Origin of the sequence: Picosynechococcus sp. PCC 11901, assembly GCF_005577135.1 — a bacterium.
In the GTDB taxonomy this organism is placed as follows: Bacteria; Cyanobacteriota; Cyanobacteriia; order Cyanobacteriales; family MRBY01; genus MRBY01.
This window is the reverse complement of record NZ_CP040361.1, coordinates 63,181-82,893: the sequence shown is the minus strand read 5'-3', so window position 1 is coordinate 82,893 and position 19,713 is coordinate 63,181. Positions and strand designations below refer to the sequence as shown.

Annotated in this window: 15 protein-coding genes, 1 pseudogene and 1 riboswitch; of the genes and pseudogenes, 9 read left to right on the top strand and 7 right to left on the bottom strand. The window is 44.8% G+C overall.

Features of this window, described 5'->3' with window-relative positions; all coding sequences use genetic code 11:
• The first annotated feature begins 110 nt into the window (after nucleotides 1-110).
• Nucleotides 111-1,004, top strand: a complete 894-nt coding sequence (locus FEK30_RS16225) for a tyrosine-type recombinase/integrase (RefSeq protein WP_138073880.1) — start codon at nucleotides 111-113, stop codon at nucleotides 1,002-1,004.
• Between the two features lie 192 nt (nucleotides 1,005-1,196).
• On the opposite strand, the gene FEK30_RS16220 is transcribed toward FEK30_RS16225, so the two are convergent.
• Nucleotides 1,197-1,991, bottom strand: coding sequence for a TspO-related membrane protein (locus tag FEK30_RS16220; protein ID WP_168191175.1), 795 nt, complete (start codon nucleotides 1,989-1,991; stop codon nucleotides 1,197-1,199).
• A gap of 328 nt (nucleotides 1,992-2,319) precedes the next feature.
• On the opposite strand from FEK30_RS16220, the gene FEK30_RS16215 reads away from it, so the two are divergent.
• From FEK30_RS16215 to FEK30_RS16180, 8 genes are all read left to right on the top strand, one after another.
• Nucleotides 2,320-3,723 carry an aspartate aminotransferase family protein gene (locus FEK30_RS16215; protein ID WP_065711924.1) on the top strand — a complete coding sequence of 468 codons (1,404 nt, stop codon included), beginning with the start codon at nucleotides 2,320-2,322 and terminating at the stop codon, nucleotides 3,721-3,723.
• Nucleotides 3,724-3,768: 45 nt separating this feature from the next.
• Nucleotides 3,769-5,277, top strand: a complete 1,509-nt coding sequence (locus FEK30_RS16210) for a pyridoxal phosphate-dependent decarboxylase family protein (RefSeq protein ID WP_065711923.1) — start codon at nucleotides 3,769-3,771, stop codon at nucleotides 5,275-5,277.
• Nucleotides 5,274-7,118, top strand: coding sequence for an IucA/IucC family protein (locus tag FEK30_RS16205; protein ID WP_065711922.1), 1,845 nt, complete (start codon nucleotides 5,274-5,276; stop codon nucleotides 7,116-7,118). Before FEK30_RS16210 ends, FEK30_RS16205 begins: the two co-directional genes overlap by 4 nt.
• Nucleotides 7,111-7,710: a GNAT family N-acetyltransferase gene (locus tag FEK30_RS16200; RefSeq protein WP_065711921.1), complete on the top strand. Its 600-nt coding sequence runs from the start codon at nucleotides 7,111-7,113 to the stop codon at nucleotides 7,708-7,710. Before FEK30_RS16205 ends, FEK30_RS16200 begins: the two co-directional genes overlap by 8 nt.
• A gap of 18 nt (nucleotides 7,711-7,728) precedes the next feature.
• Entirely contained in the window at nucleotides 7,729-9,030 is a 1,302-nt protein-coding gene (locus FEK30_RS16195) for a lysine N(6)-hydroxylase/L-ornithine N(5)-oxygenase family protein (RefSeq protein WP_138073878.1), read from the top strand.
• 1 nt (nucleotide 9,031) lies between these two features.
• Nucleotides 9,032-10,249: an MFS transporter gene (locus FEK30_RS16190; protein ID WP_138073877.1), complete on the top strand. Its 1,218-nt coding sequence runs from the start codon at nucleotides 9,032-9,034 to the stop codon at nucleotides 10,247-10,249.
• Nucleotides 10,250-10,296: 47 nt separating this feature from the next.
• On the top strand, nucleotides 10,297-12,738 hold the full coding sequence (locus FEK30_RS16185) for a GNAT family N-acetyltransferase (RefSeq protein WP_138073876.1): 2,442 nt from the start codon (nucleotides 10,297-10,299) through the stop codon (nucleotides 12,736-12,738).
• A gap of 104 nt (nucleotides 12,739-12,842) precedes the next feature.
• Complete coding sequence (locus FEK30_RS16180; RefSeq protein ID WP_138073875.1) at nucleotides 12,843-13,820, top strand: alpha/beta hydrolase; 978 nt, start codon at nucleotides 12,843-12,845, stop codon at nucleotides 13,818-13,820.
• Here the strand turns inward: FEK30_RS16180 and FEK30_RS16175 are convergent.
• The 6 genes and pseudogenes from FEK30_RS16175 to metE form a co-directional block, all read right to left on the bottom strand.
• Nucleotides 13,813-13,998, bottom strand: coding sequence for a hypothetical protein (locus tag FEK30_RS16175; protein ID WP_143596762.1), 186 nt, complete (start codon nucleotides 13,996-13,998; stop codon nucleotides 13,813-13,815). The genes FEK30_RS16180 and FEK30_RS16175 overlap by 8 nt on opposite strands.
• 331 nt (nucleotides 13,999-14,329) lie before the next feature.
• Nucleotides 14,330-14,620: pseudogene (locus tag FEK30_RS16170) on the bottom strand (SAM-dependent methyltransferase); the annotation flags it as partial.
• A 63-nt stretch (nucleotides 14,621-14,683) separates the two neighbouring features.
• Nucleotides 14,684-15,823 (bottom strand): fatty acid desaturase, encoded by a 1,140-nt coding sequence (locus FEK30_RS16165; protein WP_099238341.1) that lies wholly within the window; start codon nucleotides 15,821-15,823, stop codon nucleotides 14,684-14,686.
• A 62-nt stretch (nucleotides 15,824-15,885) separates the two neighbouring features.
• Nucleotides 15,886-16,236 carry a hypothetical protein gene (locus tag FEK30_RS16160; RefSeq protein WP_138073873.1) on the bottom strand — a complete coding sequence of 117 codons (351 nt, stop codon included), beginning with the start codon at nucleotides 16,234-16,236 and terminating at the stop codon, nucleotides 15,886-15,888.
• A complete protein-coding gene (locus FEK30_RS16155; protein ID WP_065711915.1) occupies nucleotides 16,223-16,687 on the bottom strand; it encodes a hypothetical protein in 465 nt (154 codons plus the stop codon). Before FEK30_RS16155 ends, FEK30_RS16160 begins: the two co-directional genes overlap by 14 nt.
• Complete coding sequence (gene metE, locus FEK30_RS16150; RefSeq protein WP_138073872.1) at nucleotides 16,674-18,926, bottom strand: 5-methyltetrahydropteroyltriglutamate--homocysteine S-methyltransferase; 2,253 nt, start codon at nucleotides 18,924-18,926, stop codon at nucleotides 16,674-16,676. The genes FEK30_RS16155 and metE overlap by 14 nt, the downstream gene beginning before the upstream one ends.
• A gap of 370 nt (nucleotides 18,927-19,296) precedes the next feature.
• A riboswitch (cobalamin riboswitch) is annotated at nucleotides 19,297-19,494 on the bottom strand.
• Nucleotides 19,495-19,713: the final 219 nt, after the last annotated feature.

Below are 19,713 nucleotides of genomic sequence, written 5' to 3'. Positions count from 1 at the left end.
AATTTCTTTACTTTTTTATATCAGCTAGCATTTATCTAAATATCTTTAATATGCTATTTTTAACCTACTTTATTTTTCTACTATAGAGTTTAGCTTTAAGACCAGAGATAATGCCCACCCTTGCCACCGTCGCCACAGAGTTTTTAGAACGACCCGGTCTTGCCCCCAGCACGGTGCGTTCCTATACAACGGCCCTGCTACCCCTCTTAGCAGACTATGGTGCTTGGCCCATTACCCACCTCGACCGCAAGACCCTACAGGATTACCTCCAACAGTTAGAACACCTCAGCTACACCACCCACCGTCGCCACCAAGCGATTCTCCAATCCCTACTGAACTTTGCTGTTGAACAGCAGTATTTAGTCACCAATCCCCTGGCCCGTCTGCCCCAACGCAAACCTAATCCAAACAAAGGTGAACACCACAGTGACCAGACCATCCGTTACTTGACCCCAGACCAACTCCAAATTCTCTACCAAGCCAGCGCCCAGCAGCCCCGTCTCCATTGCCTCGTGCGCTTACTCCACCGCACCGGGGCCCGCATTGCCGAATTATTGTCCCTGGACTATGACCAAGTAGATTTACAGGAACGCCGCTTCCAGGTGATTGGTAAAGGAAACAAACAGCGCTGGTGTTTCTACAGCCCAGACGTTGATGAAAGCCTGGGGATTTATTTAAAGTACTACCGCCATCCAGAGCATCCAGCCCTATTTACCGCCCAACAACCCTTAACAAAAGCCGTTAGTCGCCTCAGTTATCGCACCGCCTACAGTGATTGGCGCACCATGACCCAACGAGAACCCCAACTCCAGGGCCTCCGGTTCCATGATTTGCGCCACACCTTTGCCACCGAGCGGGTTGGGTTGATGGGTATTGAAACCCTGAGAGCCCTCATGGGCCACGAAAATATCCAGACAACCTTACGCTACCAAAAGGTGACATCCCAGAGAGCAGAGACCATTGCCAAAGAAGCCTTAGCAACGCTCATTCAAGCTTCAAACTAAACATTAACAGTCAACTAAGCTATAGCTAAGCTATAAAAGAGCAATATTGAGTCACAAACGCTTAGTTAAGCTTTAAAGACAAAGAGTATGTTATATACTCTTTGATAGACACCCGTGACCTTAATTCCCCCCAGGCGATCGCCAACGCCATGATGCTTACGGGAGATTAGAAAACCTGAAAATTAGTTACTTTCATTTTTGCGACGTAGGATAAATCGAGAGGCGCTGGGGAAACCAAAGAATCACACCACATAAACCGGCTAAACCGAGGGCAGCAGCGATCGCCACTAGGGGAATAATTCCCTGACTCCAATTTTTGACAGCGATCGCCACCCAAGCCCAGACAAACACACTGCCATAGACGACATCTCGATGTTTCATTGTCACGGCGATCGCCAAGAGAATCCCCACAATCAACAAACTAACTGTCCAGAAGGCTGCCCCTAAGCCCCATCCCTGCCAACCCAGGTAATCTAAAACGCAGGCCCCGTTCACGATCGTCGCCACCGTAATCCAAGCACAATAAAGCGAGACCGGCATTTGCATAAACCACTTCACTTTTTTGGGCAATGGTTTTGGCCCACTCGCGAACCGTTGATAGAGCAAGACCAAAGACAATAACACGAGGGCAATTAACCCCAAAGACAAGACAAAGCGCTGGTATTGAAAGGCAATAACCCACAAAATTTGCGCCAAGCTACTCCAAACGAGGGCATAACCCAATTTGCGAGCGTGGGGTTTTTGTTTCTGGCTAGGTAAAGCTTGGTAAATGGCCAGGGAAATCAAACCGAGATAGATCAAGCCCCAAATAGAAAAGGCATAACCGGCGGGCACAATGGGCACTGCAGCAAAGTATTGGTCAGAAATCTCGGCAATGGTTAAACCGTCCAGAGGCTTAATATTTGCCAAGATATTAGTCACAAAGGCCGCGGCGATCGCCACAAGATTTAGGGACTGGCGGCGGGTATCACGGTCGAAATTTAACATGGAATCTATAATCGTCGGTCTCAACAATTTAACTTCACTCTGATCGTAAACATTTTTTACGCTGAGTTGACTATTTCTGAGATAGGTTAACTAACTCGCATTTCCCAAAACACCATGTTTTGATCGGTCAACTTTAGATAAAAGCCCAGAATCTTAGGTTAATAAAATTGCTTAAATTGCAAGATGCCTAGGAGAGAATTTAGTAGTGACGCCTGGCAGTGACACAATCAAATTTATTGACAAACTTTCTTAAAAAGAATATGGTGTTACCACTTCTATTTTAGAGAGTCTTTCTCAATAAAATTAATTTACTCAAAAGGGTGTCATTATGCAGCAGCTCTATCGAAATGAGATAAAGCCGAGGCCAGGGTCTGGATCTGCTGGCTCCGGTCAATGGCGATCGCTACCGGGACCCTCATCCCAAGCTTTCTTAGAACGCCAAGGAGCCAGGGAATCTAATGCACGCAGCTATCCTCGGCGCATTCAGTTAGCAATCCAAGAAGCCCAGGGCATTTTCCTCAAAGATGTCGATGGCAATGAATATTTTGATTGCCTGGCAGGAGCAGGAACTTTGGCCCTTGGGCACAATCATCCAGTTGTGCTGGAAGCGATGCAACAAACGTTGACAGGTCGCTATCCCTTACACACTCTGGATCTCACAACACCAATTAAGGATCGGTTTGTAGAAGAATTATTTGCGAGTTTACCGCCAAATTTTGCGAGGCGTGCCAAGATTCAATTTTGTGGCCCGACGGGGGCTGATGCGGTCGAAGCGGCGTTGAAATTGGTCAAAACAGCCACCGGACGCCGTAGTATTTTGTCTTTTTCGGGAGGTTACCACGGTATGAGTCATGGGGCTTTGAGCCTCACGGGTAATCTTGCCCCGAAGCAGGCGATCGCCGGACTGATGGCAGACGTCCATTTCTTGCCCTATCCCTACGCCTACCGTTGTCCTTTTGGCCTAGGAGGAGAAGACAGCCAGCGCATGAGTGCCAAATACATCGAACATCTTTTAGATGATCCAGAAAGTGGCATTGTGCCGCCAGCTGGGATGATTCTCGAAGTTGTTCAGGGAGAAGGGGGCGTGATTCCAGCGCCGGATCCTTGGCTACGGGAGATGGCACGGATTACCAGTGAACGGGGCATTCCTTTAATTGTGGATGAAATTCAAACAGGTTGGGGGCGCACCGGGAAGCTTTACGCTTTTGACCATGCAGGTATAACCCCGGATGTCGTGCTACTTTCAAAGGCGATTGGTGGTTCTTTGCCTTTGTCAGTGGTTTTGTACAATGAAGCCCTTGATTTATGGAAACCAGGAGCCCATGCAGGCACGTTCCGGGGTAATCAGTTAGCCATGGCAGCAGGTACCGCCACGCTCAAGTTCATTATAAAGAACGAGCTGGCCGATCAAGCAGGAATTTTAGGGGCGCACCTGTTGGGACAACTGCGCCAAATTCAGCAGGAATCTCCTTGCCTTGGAGACATACGCGGTCGTGGTTTGATGATCGGCGTCGAGATTATTAATCCCCATGCTGGCACAACGGCCTACCCTGAACTGGCGAAACAGATCCAGGCAGAATGTTTGCAACGGGGTCTAATTTTAGAGCTAGGTGGACGTTTTGGTACTGTGGTGCGCTTTTTACCACCTTTAATTATTACAACAGCTCAAATTGATGCAATTAGCGACATTTTTGCACAATCTGTCCAAGCTGCGATGCAAAAACTAGGCTAGTTTTTTGCCAGTGTTCTTACAGTCCGGTTATTTTGCAAACTTGATATGGCACTTTCCCAAGCGACCCATCGTCTTGAACAATATTTTCTGACCCATCAATCAGAAAGTATTGACTACTATTCTGAGATAATTGCTTTTACACAAGAGCTGCTTATTCAGAATATTTCTCAAAGTAAGCAACCCTATTCAGGGGCATCACCCCAAAAATTGTTAGAGAATTTTCACAAAAATAATTACCTCGATTTCACACCCAAACATTACTCCCAGCTGCAAACTCAGCTCGCACAAGTGCTGGCCCATACGATTTCGGTAACAAATCCTACTTGCATTGCCCACCTCCATTGTCCGCCTCTCATTCCGGCGATCGCCGCTGAATTGATCATTGGCGCGACGAATCAGTCGATGGATTCATGGGATCAAAGTCCCTGTGCCACAATTCTTGAGCAGAACCTGACAAACTGGCTCTGTCAAACCTTCGGTTATGGCAGTAACGCAGACGGGATTTTTACCAGTGGTGGAACACAGTCTAATTTGATGGGCCTGCTGTTGGCTCGGGATAATTATGCTAAAACCCATTTAAATTGGCAGATCCAAAAACAGGGTTTGCCGCCAGAGGCTGCCACATTTCGAATTTTATGTTCGGAAGTAGCGCATTTCACCGTGCGTCAGGGAGCAGCGTTATTGGGTTTGGGAGAAAATGCTGTTATTCCAGTGTCTGTCGATGCAAATTTTTGCATGGAGACGGCGGCTCTAAAAGGAAAGTTAACGGCGCTGCAAGACCAAGGTTTACGACCAATCTTGATTGTCGGCACGGCTGGTACTACTGATTTTGGCAGTATTGACCCCCTCGCAGAAGTTGCCCAAATTGCTCAATCGCAAGGCATTTGGTTCCATGTTGATGCGGCATTTGGCGGCGCTTTACAACTGAGTACGCAGCACGCCCACAAATTATCGGGCATCGAGCAAGCGGATTCGATCACCGTTGATTTCCATAAACTGTTTTATCAGCCTATTAGTTGTGGTGCGTTTTTGCTGAAAAATCGGGCAAATTTCAGCTTAATTCGGCTCAATGCAGATTATCTCAATCCGGAAATTAATGAAGCGCAAGGCATTCCCGATCTGGTGACGAAATCGATTCAAACGACGCGGCGATTTGATGCGTTGAAATTATGGTTATCCCTGCAAGTGCTTGGGGTCGAGGCTTTTGACGCAATGGTTAATACCACCATCGACCTCGCCCAGTCTACCGCGAAATTGATTGACGGCGATCGCCGTTTTGAGTTGGTTACCAAAAATCCTGCCATTAATGCCGTGGTGTTCCGGTATGTTGGCGATCGCCCAAACGCAGTGAACTTAGAAGCAATTAATCAGCAAATTCCAAAGCAGCTCATGCTGATGGGAAAAGCCGTCATTGCCCAAACCCAAGTCCACCAAAAAACCCAGTTAAAATTCACCCTCCTAAATCCCCTAACTCAAGTTGAACATCTCCAGTCCCTACTGGCAGAAATTAAAGTATTAGGTCAACAATTAGAGCAAGACTATCAAAAAAAATGAATAGTAGACAAATTGCCGAAGCAGCAACAATTCAGAGCTTTTTAAACTGTTATTTACGTGAAACAGGGAATTTTAACTCCCTCACCACCGATGATCCCCTCACCTTCCAAGTGAAAGAGCGCACTGACGCAAAATCCGCGATTATTTGTCCCCTCCCTCAGCAAAATATCGAGATTCTGGTAGGTGTAAAATACTGGTCTCCCAGCGATCGCCACCTCTTTACCTTTCCGCTCTTCTATAAATGCGCCGCCCGCGACCAGCTGCTCGAACTAGATTATTTAACCCTGAGTACCCTACTCCTCAAGGAACTTAGCCTCAACACGGGATCAGCAGAACCCTATGACGAGCTAATTGAAAGGATGATCCAAAGCTGCAACAACATTCAGCAATTTGTCGAAGCCAGACAGCCCAATGTCTCTGAACTATACAACTTCAAACGCAACTTCAGTGAAACAGAGCAATCCTTAATCCTAGGACATCACTTGCATCCCACGCCAAAAAGTAGACAAGGGTTTTTACCTGAGGAGATGAATGATTATTCTCCAGAAACAGAAGGGAAATTTGCCCTCCATTATTTCCGCGCCCACAAATCCATCGTCGTTGAAGGCTCTACCTTAGAAGCCAGCGCCACCGAGCTAATCAAAACAGAATTACGCAATGATGAGACTGTTCCCGAAGACTTTAAAGCCGCTTACTGTGGCGACGACGAATATGCGTTAGTGCCTGTTCATCCTTGGCAAGGTCGCTGGTTACTGCACTCTGAAAAAGTTCAGGATTTCATTAGTCAGGGTTTGCTGGAAGATTTGGGACAGCAAGGTCGTAAATTTAAACCTACATCCTCCGTGCGGACTGTCTACAACGAAGATGCCCGCTTTATGGTGAAACTTTCTCTTAATATTAAAATCACTAATTCAGTGCGGGCAAACCTCTTTAAAGAATTGGAGCGAGGCTTAGAAGTGAATAAAATCTTTTCTAGCACTATCGGTGAAGATTTACGCGCCCATTTCCCTCATTTTGAAGTGATTCGTGATCCGGCTTATATCACGATTCCTCTGGATGGCAAAGAATCAGGTTTTGCCACAATTTTACGGGCTAATCCCTTTCAAACCAAAGCGAAACAAGTAGATAATTATTCCACTGATGCTAATACCGATGCCAGTTGCTTAATTGGTCTTTGTCAGGATGCGATTGATGGCAGCAGTTCTCGCCTTGCAAATATTATTCGTACCTTAGCTAACCAGGAAAATCGCTCTACGGAAGCAGTCAGCGTTGATTGGTTTAAGCAGTACCTAGCCCTGTCAGTGAGACCAATATTATGGATGTACTTCACCTATGGCATTGCCCTAGAAGCGCACCAACAAAACAGTATTTTAGAGCTTAAGAATGGCTATCCCAAGTATTTCTATTACCGCGACAACCAAGGTTACTATTACCGCGAATCTTTTACAGATAAATTAGATGGTATCCTTGAAGGGATTAGTCAAAAGAGTGAAACTTTTTGCCCTGATGAGGTAATTGACGAACGGCTTGTTTATTACGTCTTTATTAACAATGTCTTTGGTATCATTAATGCTTTAGGTGTTGCTGAACTCGTTGATGAAAATCTTCTCCTTCAAGAACTGAATAATGCCATCACTGAATTTGCTGATTTTGATTTAGCAGGTTCTCAGCTTCTTGATAATTTGCAAGGAGAAACCTTCCGTACTAAAGCCAATCTTTTGACGCGCTTTAATAACATGGATGAACTAGTTGGTTCTGTAGCAAATCAATCAGTTTACATCAACATCCAAAATCCTTTGTATTTCTTGAAAGCAAGTGTAAAGGAGGAAGTTTATGCCTAGTTTAGAGACTCAAATTCAGCCTGTTTATAAAGTCTATGACAAAACTGTTTCAGCATACCTTTCTTTTCATCCGATGACATTAGAAAAGGACTTAGAGCGTATCCATTGCTGGATGAATCACGAACATGTTATTCCCTTTTGGCAAATGGCCTGGCCTATTGAAAAAATTGAAGCTTACCTGAAGAAAGTTCTAGCAGATTCTCATCAAACTGCTTACATTGGTTGTATAAATAATGAACCAATGAGTTACTGGGAATCTTACTGGACAATCGCCGATATTCTCGGTAAACATTATCCAGCAGAAGAAGCAGATCAAGGTATTCACTTATTAATTGGGGAGCCATATTTTCTTGGTAAAGGTTTAGCCTTACCTTTACTACGAGCGATGACAATGTTCCAGTTTCAACATACTCCGACCACAAAAACGGTGACAGAACCAGATGCCCGTAATGCCAAGATAATTCACATTTTTAAAAAGTGCGGTTTTGAGTTCCAAAAGAATGTTGATCTTCCCGATAAAACAGGCGCTTTAATGTTCTGTGATCGCCAAAGGTTTGAACAAATGTGGTCTCTGACTGAACTTTATCAATAAAAATCAATAAGTGTAGCAATGAATAACCAAATTTATGATTTACTTGGAGTCGGTATTGGACCATTTAATTTAAGTTTAGCGGCTCTGCTAGACCCGATTTCTGAAGTCAATTCAGTATTTCTTGAACAGAAATCACGATTTGATTGGCATTCCGGTTTGTTACTTAAATCAGCAACAATTCAAGTACCTTTCTTGGCGGATTTAGTTACTATGGCAGATCCCCGTAGTCGTTTTACATTTCTGAATTATCTCCGCGAAAATTCTCGTCTTTATAATTTCTATTTCCTTGAGGAATTTAAGATTTATCGCCGAGAATATAACCACTATTGTCAATGGGTTTCCGAGCAGTTGGGTGATACCTGTCAGTTCGGAAAAAACGTCGAGGCGATCGCCTGGAATGAAGCAGGTTACTTCACCGTGACAGCTCGTGATTATGAAACCAATAACGCCATCACTTATCACGCGAAACATTTAGCAATTGGGGTCGGTAGTACCGCAAGTATTCCTGATTGTCTAAAGAAACTTGGGAAGCAAGATAATATCTTCCATTCTAGTGAATTTCTCCACCGCAAAGAACAATGGCAAAATGCAAAGTCTGTGACTGTAATTGGCTCTGGACAAAGTGCTGGCGAAACATTTTATGAGCTGTTAAATACTCAAGTAGAATGCGGTTATCACCTCGAATGGCATACTCGTTCCCCAGGGTTTTTTCCCATGGAATACTCTAAACTAGGTCTCGAATATTTTTCCCCTGATTACATCGAATATTTTTACAATTTGCCTATCGAAAAACGTGATGAAATTCGTTCCGGTCAAAATCTTTTGTACAAAGGCATGGCTGCAGAATTAATTGCCCAAATTTACAATCGCTTCTACGAATTAACTATTGGTGGCACTGAGTTAGATGTGAAACTATGCTCCTCTCTGGAGGTAAAGGAGGCAGAAGTTACAGAGAACGGCTATCGTCTCGGTTATCGCCAGGTACAGCAAAATCATTATTTTGAACACAACACCGATTGCATTGTCCTTGCCACAGGCTATAAGCATCGAGTCCCAGAATTTATCGAACCCATCCGCGATCTAATCGAGTGGGATTATAAAGACCGCTTCTGCATCGACTTTAACTATCGCATTACTCTCACAAAATCTATTCCTAATTCAATTTTTGTACAGAATGGCGAACTTCACACCCACGGCATTGGTGCCCCAGATCTTGGTTTAGGTGCCCATCGCAGCTCGGTAATTATTAATACCCTACTTGGTCAAGAAGTTTATCCGATAGCCCAGAAAAATGTCTTCCAAAACTTCGGTGTAAGCTGATATGAATCACACTTTAAATCGTTCAATTTCAGTCTTATTCGTTTGTGCCTTTACTTATATTTTTTCAGAAGTATTACTCGCACCTTTTTATCCTGTTTTCTTTGAAAAAGTATTCGGTGTTGAAGATTTAAGCTATACTGGCTTCTATATTTTTATTTGTCGGGTGACAGTAGTGTTGACTACACCGTTTTGGGGATTTTTTTCGAATAGATTAAATATCAAAATTTTACTTTATTCTGGGCAAATTTGTTCTGCGTTAGTTTGCATAGCCATAACCTTGACTCAAAATGTGACGCAGTTTACGATCGCCACAGTAATTTTGTTAATGTTTCGGAGTAATTTTGTGATTCTTTATCCCCTAATTATTCAGTTAGGTGGTGAAGAAAGACGGGAGATGATGGCTGGAACTTACCAGGCTGTTTTTCACACAGGAATTGTTGTTTCTAGTATCGTTGGAGTCTGGATTATTCAGCTTCAAAATCCCCTTAATGCATTTTTTATTGTGGCTTTATCAGATATATTGCAATTCGCTCTATGTTGGTTTTTCTTAGAAGCATTACCTGAAAATAAACAGTCAATTAAAAAAGTCAAATCAGACAATTCACCGATAGATATTCTGCAAACCCATTGGGCATTTATCCCAGCTATTGGCGTGATTTGTTTATTGTTTCAGTTTATTCACAATCTCGTGCGGCCCTATTTTGTTAGCTATGTCACTGGGGCAGATTATTTTGGCACAACTTTAACGACTGGCGGTATTCTATTTGCCATTCCCAGTTTAATGGCGATCGCCGCATTGCCTTTTATCCGCAGTTACGCCAAACCTCATCGCATTTCATTGCTCTATACCATGGGATCTTTGCTGTTGGCAGTGACATTACTAATCCAAGGGTCAACAAATTCTTTATCGCTGTTTGTATTTTCGAGAGTAGTTTATGGTTTCTTTCTTGCTGTCACCCAAGCGACTTTAGAACTCTATTTATTTAACAATAGTGACCCACAAAAAATTCCTCTTAATTACACTTTAATGTTTGCTTTTGCTAATATTGGTATGGTTTTATCTCCCTTAACAGCCTCTTATGTCATCGCGCAATATAATCTTGCTTTTCCTTTAATTCTAGCCGGTATTTTATCAGTATTTACATTAGCCTATACTTGGTCACTCGGATTACATCCAGTGTTAGCAAAAACGATAACTCGATATCAACATAATGCTTGAAAAAGCAGATTTTTTCTTCTATTAATTAACTTATTTACCTAGTGATCATGAATAATATTCAAGCTTTGAATGCCGCCTTAACTCCTGAAATCTGGAAAACCGTTAGTCTCAATCTCCTAACAAAAATGCTCTCTGAGTTTATGTATGAGGAGATCATTAAACCAGATGTTATTGATGACAAAGAAGACATTGTTACCTATCAACTGAACTTGCCTGATGGATTAGGTTATCGCTTTACTGCCAAGCTGCGAGTGTTTGATAGTTATCGCGTTGATCCAAAGTCGATTTATCGCGGCGAAAATGATGAATGGACACCTGCAACTAACCCCTTTCAGTTTGCATTAGATATCCATGAAATAGTGGGGATGACCGGTGAAACAACCGCCCATTTGTTGAAGGAACTCACCAATACTTTGATTGCTGATGCCCACATTTATCAGCGCAAACAAAGCAAAAATGTTGATCTCCTCAACCTCAACTATGCCGAGCTGGAAGGGGAAATGGAAGGTCACCCTTGGATTACTTTTAATAAGGGTCGCATTGGTTTTGGTTATGACGATTATTTAGAACATGCCCCCGAAAGCAAGCAATCTATCCAGATGACTTGGTTGGCGATCGCCCGCGAGCAGTCTAGTTACAACGGCGTTACCGATCTTGAGTATGAGCGTTTAATCGAAGAAGAATTATCTCCTGAAGCGGTTGCCAGATTCAGTGGTCTGTTAGAGGAGCGTGGTTTAGAGCCAGCTAAGTATTACTTCATGCCCGTCCATGATTGGCAATGGAAAAACATCGTTGTGCCGATCTTTGGTGAAGCGGTGGCATTGCAGTCGATTGTTTACCTCGGTAAGAGCGAAGATCTCTATCTACCGCAGCAATCCATCCGGACATTTGTCAACACTAGCCACAGCCAGAAGCGCCATGTGAAGTTGCCTCTCAGCATTCTGAATACGTTGGTTTATCGTGGTTTGCCCAATGAGCGTACCCAAATTGCCCCGAAGGTTACCGAGTACATCAAATCTATCCATGCCAACGATCCTTTTTTGAGTGAAGAATGCCGGATGATTCTGCCCGGTGAAGTGGCAAGTCTAAATTACAATCACAATTACTACAAGCAACTTTCCAGTGCCCCTTACCAATACAAAGAAATGTTGGGTTGTCTCTGGCGAGAAAGTGTTCTGAGCTATACCGACCCCGACGAAAGACCCGTTACTCTCGCGTCTTTAGTGCACCTCGATGCTGATGGTTATCCCCTGATTCTTAAGTTAGTTGATGTGTCCGGTTTAACCCTTGAAGATTGGTTAGATCGTCTTTTCAATACTGTTTTACCACCGTTACTTCACTACCTCTATCAATATGGCACGGTGTTCTCACCCCACGGTGAAAATACAATTCTTGTCCTCAAAAATAATATTCCCAGTCGCCTTGCGATGAAGGATTTTGTGGATGATGTTAATATCAGTGATCAGCCGCTACCGGAACTACTCAATCTTTCTGCAGATCTTAAAGAAGTCTTGCTCACTGAACCTCCCGAAGGCTTATGTCAGTTTATTTTTGCAGGCTTATTTATTTGTCACCATCGTTATCTTTCTGACCTTTTAGATCAACATATTTGCTATCCCGAAGTAAAATTCTGGCGGCAAGTACGACAAGCCATTCTGAATTACCAAGAGAAATTTCCACAGCTTCAAGATCGTTTTGAGTTGTTTAATCTTTTGGCTCCAAAATTTACAAAGCTCTGTTTAAACCGTAATCGTTTAATTACCTACGGCTATAACGACGACAGCGATCGCCCCCATGCTGCTGCCTATGGAAAGGTCAATAACGCTTTGCATACCGTATTGCACGATGCAGATTATGATCAGTTAATTGCTCGAAAAAAAAAGTTTCAAGCAGCCTTAACAACTCCTTTTGATTACTATGATGCGCAATATAACAAGACAGCCTCTATCCGTACTGTTGATTATGGGCAAGATTTAGAACGTATTTTTAACTGGATGCACCAAAGACATTTGGTTCCTTTTTGGAAGCTTAATCTTTCATTTACAGAATTTCAGAAGTTCCTGAGAAAATCTCTTACAGCAATCCAAAAGGATTTGGTAATTACTTCTTTGGAAGGGGAACCTATTTGTTATGGTATTTTTTATCAGGTCGCAGCAGATAATATTCGCCATTTTTATCCCTATCAAAAATCTGATATTGGTGGGCACATTGCCATAGGTGAAAGACGTCATTTGACCCCTGAATATCTTATACCGATCTTTCGGGCATCGTTTCAGTTTGCTTTTAAAACCTATGATACGGAGCGAATTATTATTGAACCTGACGCCAAAAATCGAATTTTAATCCCTCTTTTAACTAATATGGGTTTTAAAATCTATGACACAGTTAAGCTACCCCACAAAAAAGCAACTTTGATGATTTTAGAAAAACACACCTTTTTTTCAGAATTTTCCAAAATTCAAACAAGCCATAATTTTGTCCGACATTAATGTACTTTAATTCTGACAAATTCAATTGATTCCCTATATTTTTTAGGGAATCAATACATTTCTTAAACAAAAATAATTGGCAGCTTTTGCTGGTAGAAATAACTATGATCACTCAAAGCAAAATCGATCTAGAGGTTCTTAAAATCATTGAAAAAATCAAAAAGCGGATGACAACATTAGGACATCCTCCGATCACGCAACTAACAGCAGCGCAGGGGCGATTTTTTTTTCAAGAAGCCATTAAACTCTACGATCTCAGGTTAGAAGTTGGCGTAAAATTTGAGAATCAATTAATTAAACGTCCTCATTCACCAGCAATTCCAATTAGAATCTATCGTCCTATTTGTGATAAAGGTGTTGACTTATCTTTACCAATACTTGTCTATTTTCAAGGGGGTGGTTGGGTTTTTGGTTCCTTGGATAGTGCAGACGATACTTGTTCTTTTTTAGCTAAATATGGGCAATGTATTGTGATCTCTGTAGATTATCGACGCTCTCCAGAACATAAGTATCCCGCAGCCGTCCATGATGCCCTTGATGCGATTTATTGGGCGGATCAACAAGCAGCTAGTTTGGGAGGCGATCGCCAACGATTAGCCCTTGGTGGAGAAAGTGCAGGGGGTAATTTAGCAGCGGTGGCAGCAATCCAGTTACGCAATGAGAGGAAAATTTCGCCCATTGCCCAATTACTGATTACTCCCGTTACCCAGTACGGCTTTGAGACAAACTCCTATCAAGCAGGTCATCAGCTTGGGTTATCAAAAGAAACAATGGCTTGGTTCTGGCAGCAGTATTTAGAAGATTTTTCTCAAGCAGAAGCATGGCAAGTGTCTCCACTAAGAGTTAAGGATGCCAGTCAACTACCACCCGCAATTATTGCAGTTGCGGAACAGGATCCCCTCCTGGATGATGGGTTAATGTATGGCGATCGCCTCCGGTCATTTGGAGTTCCGGTCAAAATTCTTCGATACCCGACCCTAATCCATAGTTTTATTCGCTCAATTCATGTGGTGCAAGCAGCGAAAGTAGCTTGTCATGAAATTGCAAATAGTTTAAAAACACAATTTTATGGACTCAATTAGGTATATTTTTATCTAAAAACTTTGCCTCTAAAGGATTTTCTCTATTTTTGCCACTACTTTTAGCAGAATTTGTGACTGTACTAGTTTTATTTACTCCAAGGGCACGATCCTTTCTTGGGTTAACCGTTATTTTTGGTACAGCAAAATTTGAAGGGTGATCTCCCCAGAGACCTGTCATCAGATGTAACATTGCGCGCCTCAGAAGTGACCAGCGATGCATGAGCTACAGCACCCACCGCCGCCCTGTCACCAGGGGCCACCAATTGTTAGAAAAAATACGGTTCAGAGCATCAGTAAACAGCAAAGCGTAGTAGCCCAAAGTGATCACCATAGTGGCGTTCCATGGCGGCAATGAATTCTGCAGGGGGTAGGGCGGTGATCGCCTGCCATCGGCCGCCACCACCAAAGTAGCATTAAGGTTCTGTTTTCCTTGCTTTGTCTCTACCGTCACCGTTGCGGCTGTCTCACCATAGGTCACTGTCTGTACCTATGTTTCATAGTGGCAAGTAATCTAGGAAGCAGTTGCCACCTGGTCCATCGAGGCCACCCCAACGCACCATTTCATGGACAAAGTCATGTTTAGATTGCAGAAAATCTTTCCGATAGGGGGGAGATCCATAGTGGCCGAGGTGAATATGTTCTCCCCAATAAAATTCCAGAATGCCGTCCTGGGTCCAGGCATCATAGGACTGGGCAACGGATGCAGAAGACTGGTATTTATGGGCAGTCAACAGATAAACCATTAGGCTGCCCAACAGTAAAAGTAGGCAAAAAACAACAAAAAATGCAAGAATAGACATTATATTCACTCAATTTTGGCTTTTTATTGAACTAAAACAGTCATTTAAAGAATTTTTAGATAATTAACCCTTTCCTTTGGGGCGTAGCTTCGATACTGTCGTGGGAATCATCGCGCTATTTTTGGGCGCTACGGCTGACTGGGTTGGTATGGGGACTAATTGATGGGTTGCCGCATCCCAGAGAATAAATTTGGCACAGTGGTGTAGGTCGCCCAGGCGGAGAGTCTTCACCTGGGAGAGCAGATGACGATTGACCTGATGACAAGCGGCTAGATGGTAATTGGGGATTTTTTCGGAGAGATGATGGATGCTGTGGTAGCTAATATCAGCGGTAAACCACCGTAGCCAAGGGGGCAGATCGAGGTAGCTGCTGCCTTCAATAGCGCCACGTAGATAATCCCAATCTGCGGTGCTGTGGGCATAGGCCCCTTCAAAATTGTGCTGGACAAAGAAGATGCAGATAAAAATGGCTCCAGCAAAGGTCATCACGGAGGCATAGAGGCTCCAAAATAGCCCTGGCCCAATGAGATCGCTCAATATAATCCAGCTACCCACCACAAAAATATTGTTTAATAGCACGTCCCAAAATTCTTCCCAGGTCTGCCAGTATTGAGATCGATAGGTGGTGGCGATCGCCCCAAAATTACTTAAACCCTGTTGATTAAGGTGGGCTAAGCTGTGGCGAAAAAATTCCCAAAAGCCCAATCCTAAAGTTAGTCTGGGCTGAATGACGAGGTAAAAAAAGCCACCGGGCAGGGCCATAATTGGCTGCCTTAGGAAAGCATAAAGCTTTTGCTTAGGGGCACTGAGTTGGGCAAACTCCTCTGTGGACAAAAAATCGGCAATGCCTCGATACCGTTGCCAATCGCCGTTGGTTTTATGGTGGTAGGCATGATCCCGTGACCAGGCATAGGGGGGGATGGCGTTAATAATTCCCAGCAAAAAACCAGCCCCTCGATTCATCTGTCTTGTCCGAAACAGAGAGTAATGACCGCAGTCATGCATCAACGAAAAGCAGCGCAACAAAAATAGCACCATTAAGCCAACAATGGGCGGTAACAGCCAAAGGGAAATCGATGCGGCTTTAATCGTTAAAATCCATAGCCCAACATAGGGCAGTACCGTATTGAGCATTTGATTGGTGGCGTGGCGATCGCTGCGCTGCATGTAGGGCGCTAAAACAAAATCTGACTTTTTGATCATGATATTACTTGATGATTTTCGAAGTCCATATCGAGGCAAACCGTACTACTGCTTGAGGCTGTCTAACGTTCCTCGGCCTGGCCAGAATCAAAAGCGAAAGGTGAATCTTTGCAGTTGTGCTTTGATCGTCCTGGCAATTTGATCAGGATGGCTTTGGGAAATTTGACCAAGAGCAAGACCCCCAAGGATGACAGCGCTGCCAAGGGCGATCGCCTTACCTTGATCAGATTGTGGCGCTGGGGCCCTGATTGGGGCAAATTCGATTGACCCTGGGCCATTTTGACAAAGGGATGGACAGTGGCAGGAATGCGCCCAGGGTAGTGGAGATACTGCTGGAGCTGGCGACTTTTGATCGCTGAGGCTGAGTCTGTACTCCGATTTGGCGATAGTGTTAATTTTTCATGGTTCGCCACTTCGATACTTCCTGGTAGATTCAGGGGTCAGATTGAATTCTTCCCAGCGATCGCAAACTTGTTGGTAACAGTCGGGAGGGGCGATCGCCAAGTTCTGGAACCAATCCACCTCAATGGCGGCACCATGGTTGAGAACGAGGAGCATCTCCCGCTCAGGGGTATAGGTTTGTAACACCTTTAAGAGATGATCCAGCACGTCGCTCGGTAGACCACGGGACTTTAGGTATGGATAAACGGTCGCGGCTGGCCGGTATTGGAGATGATAGGGCACCACTGCTTGACGCCAATTCAAGCGAGTCAGATCTGTCGCGCCCACCTCACAAACAACCAGGCCGCGCCCTTGGGTCAAATATCCTTGCCAGGCTCCATGACCTAAGGACAATAGGTTTTCCCGAATAAAAGCAGCTTGCCAAGTCGTGTCGCGGCACTGCCAAAGATCACTGAACAGCATTTTGAATTTCCTCCCGTAATTTTTGAGTCGCAACCACCATATTTTTGAGGGCCGGTATGACCTCTTCCCAACGGCGAGTTTTGAGGCCACAGTCTGGGTTGATCCAAGTTTGAGCAATCGCCAGGTGGTCAATGCCCGTGCGGAGCTGCTGCACCATCTGTTCAACGCTCGGAACAGCTGGACTATGGACGTCGTAAACCCCATTTCCTACTTGGTAGCGATAGCCAGCATTAGTAATTTCAAACAGGGTTTCATTATTACTGCGACTGTTTTCAATAGAGAGCACATCCGCATCTAGGCGTTCAATATGTTCAATGATGTCGCCAAATTCGGAGTAACACATATGGGTATGAACCTGGGTCTTTGGTTGAACAGCACTGGTGGCCAACCGGAAAGCATCGACTGCCCAATCTAGGTATGCTTGCCAACGTTTGATTTTTAGGGGTAACCCTTCCCGTAGGGCTGGTTCATCCACTTGAATAAGGGTCGCTCCAGCCGCTTCTAGGCTCGCTACTTCCTTCCGTAGGGCGAGGGCGATTTGCATTGCCTGGTCACGGCGGGGAATATCAGTGCGGGTAAACGACCAATTGATCATCGTCACTGGCCCAGTGAGCATACCCTTCACTGGTTTGTTCGTTAGGGATTGGGCGACCTGAAACTCTCGCACCGTCATCGGCTGGAGCCATGAAACATCACCATAGATAATCGGTGGCCGCACGCAACGGCTGCCATAGCTCTGTACCCAACCGTGGACTGTAAAGGCAAACCCTTGCAGTTGTTGGCCGAAATATTCCACCATATCGGTGCGCTCAAATTCCCCGTGCACCAGCACATCCAAGCCGATGTCTTCCTGGAGCTTGATGCAATCGACAATGTGCCCATCAATCGCTGCTTGGTAGTCTGTTTGGGAAATCTCCCCTTTTTTGTATTTCACTCGCAACTGACGTACAGCCTTCGTTTGGGGGAAGGAGCCGATGGTTGTGGTGGGCAAGGGAGGCAATTGGATCTGTTTGGCTAAACGGAGGTCATAGGGGAGCGATCGCTGAAAATCTGTTGCAGTCAATTTCTGGATTGCACTCTGCACTGCGACATTTGGCGGATTGAACTGCTTAAAGGTTTGCCACTGCTGCTCAATGGCCCTTTGTTGGGTCGTCGTCTCATCACCAGCTAACGTGCGAGCGAGAAAGGTCACCTCCGCTAACTTTTGTTCCGCAAAGCTTAAAACCTGGCGTAAGGGTTCAGGCAACTGGGTTTCTGAGGTGGCATCGTGGGGGACAAACTGCAGTGAGGCGGATGGCTGTACCCGTAAGTTGGGGGCGATCGCCTGTAATTTTTTCAACAATGCCAAGGTGACATCGGGATGAATTTGCCAGATATTACGTCCATCGACGACCCCCGCCCCCAGAATTTTGTCGGTGGGGAATCCTTGGGATATCAGCAGATCTAAGTTGTGACCCCGGGTAAAATCTAAGCTGATCCCTGCCATAGGTAGCTGCGTCACCCAGCCATAGTTCACCCCCAGGTCATCAAAGTAGGTGATTAGCTGTATGGGCAAGCCGACTCCGGCTAGTTGGTGGTAAGTCTTCTGCACCGCTGCCTTGAGATCGGTGGCTTGGCTTGTGACCAAAATTGGCTCATGCAGTTGGACTTCCTTTACCCCCAGGGCTTTGAGCTGGCCTAGGAGATCGACATATAGCGGCAGTAACTGATCCAACCAAGCCATCAAATCCCCGTTGTGGCGGCTCAGGGCCAAGAGGGTCACCGGACTGAGGACTACGGGTACGGCGCGATCGCCCAAAACGGCTTGCGATCGCTGCACCATCGCCAAAAATTCCCCAAAGTTCCCCAGGGGTTGCATCTTGTCTTCGATCTCAGGCACCAGGTAGTGGTAGTTTGTGTCGAACCACTTGGTCATTTCCAGCGCGGGTAAAGCATCCCGGCCCCGAGCCATGGCAAAGTAGCGATCAAGCCCGCTCAAACCCTGGAACCGCCGGGGAATCAGCCCCAAACGCACCGTCCAGTCTAGGACATGGTCGTAGAGGGTTTGATCCCCTACGGCAATGCGATCAATGCCCGCCGTTAACTGTGCTTGCCAGGTTTTGACCTCAAGATCCTGCCGTAGGGCCAATAACTCATCCGCGCTAGAAGTTCCGCCCCAAAAAGTTTCTAATGCTTTCTTGAGTTCCCGGCGTTTACCCATGCGAGCATAGCCGAGAGTCATTGTTTGAAATGTCGTCATTATGTATTGTCCTGAATGAATTTGATGCTAAAAAATTGAACGGCAAATTGTTAGGAAGCTTGACCACTAACCTGGGAAAACTAACGCTATGAATGCAGCAAAAAATTACCCCATTTAGGGATTAAACAAACTAAAAAGAAAAAGGCGATCGCCCATTAAATTGAGGCAGCAAAAAACGCCCAGGCCCTGAATCGAAACAGCGCCAATGACCACAACTTAATCGACAAAATCGTTAGGAATATTTTGACAGTGATGCCTGAGTGGTTTTGAAGACTTGGGGGAGAAGCTTGTTCGAAACGCTTCTATGGCGGCACGTTCAAGAACGTGCCAAGACTAAAACAGTGATCATCCGTACCTCGCAGATGTTTTAGAAGGTGGTTGGCGATCGGCGGGCATTCTGACTTACACAATTTTTAGGGCTTAATTTTAGATTGACCATGACAATGACCCCTAAAATTACAGCGCTAAAACTGGCTTACAGCTGCGGGACAGCGGCAGATTTTCACTGCTCTTTCCCCGTTTCCTCTAGTGGCTGATCCCCACTAGAACCGAAAGTAGATTCTATAATATCATTGAATTCATATTCTTAGTGCTAAAGGCGAATATTCTTCAGACAAATCATAAATTTATGCTGAGGATTGTTGAAAATTAAAAGTGCCAAAAAGAGTCGCTAATTTTAAGGAAATCTCAAAGATAAATCTTGTGGTGACTGTTGCGGCAATAGGGTCAACTCACGAGTGGAAGTCAGGATTTTGGGAATTTTGAAGCAAGCCCAGGAAACGCCCGG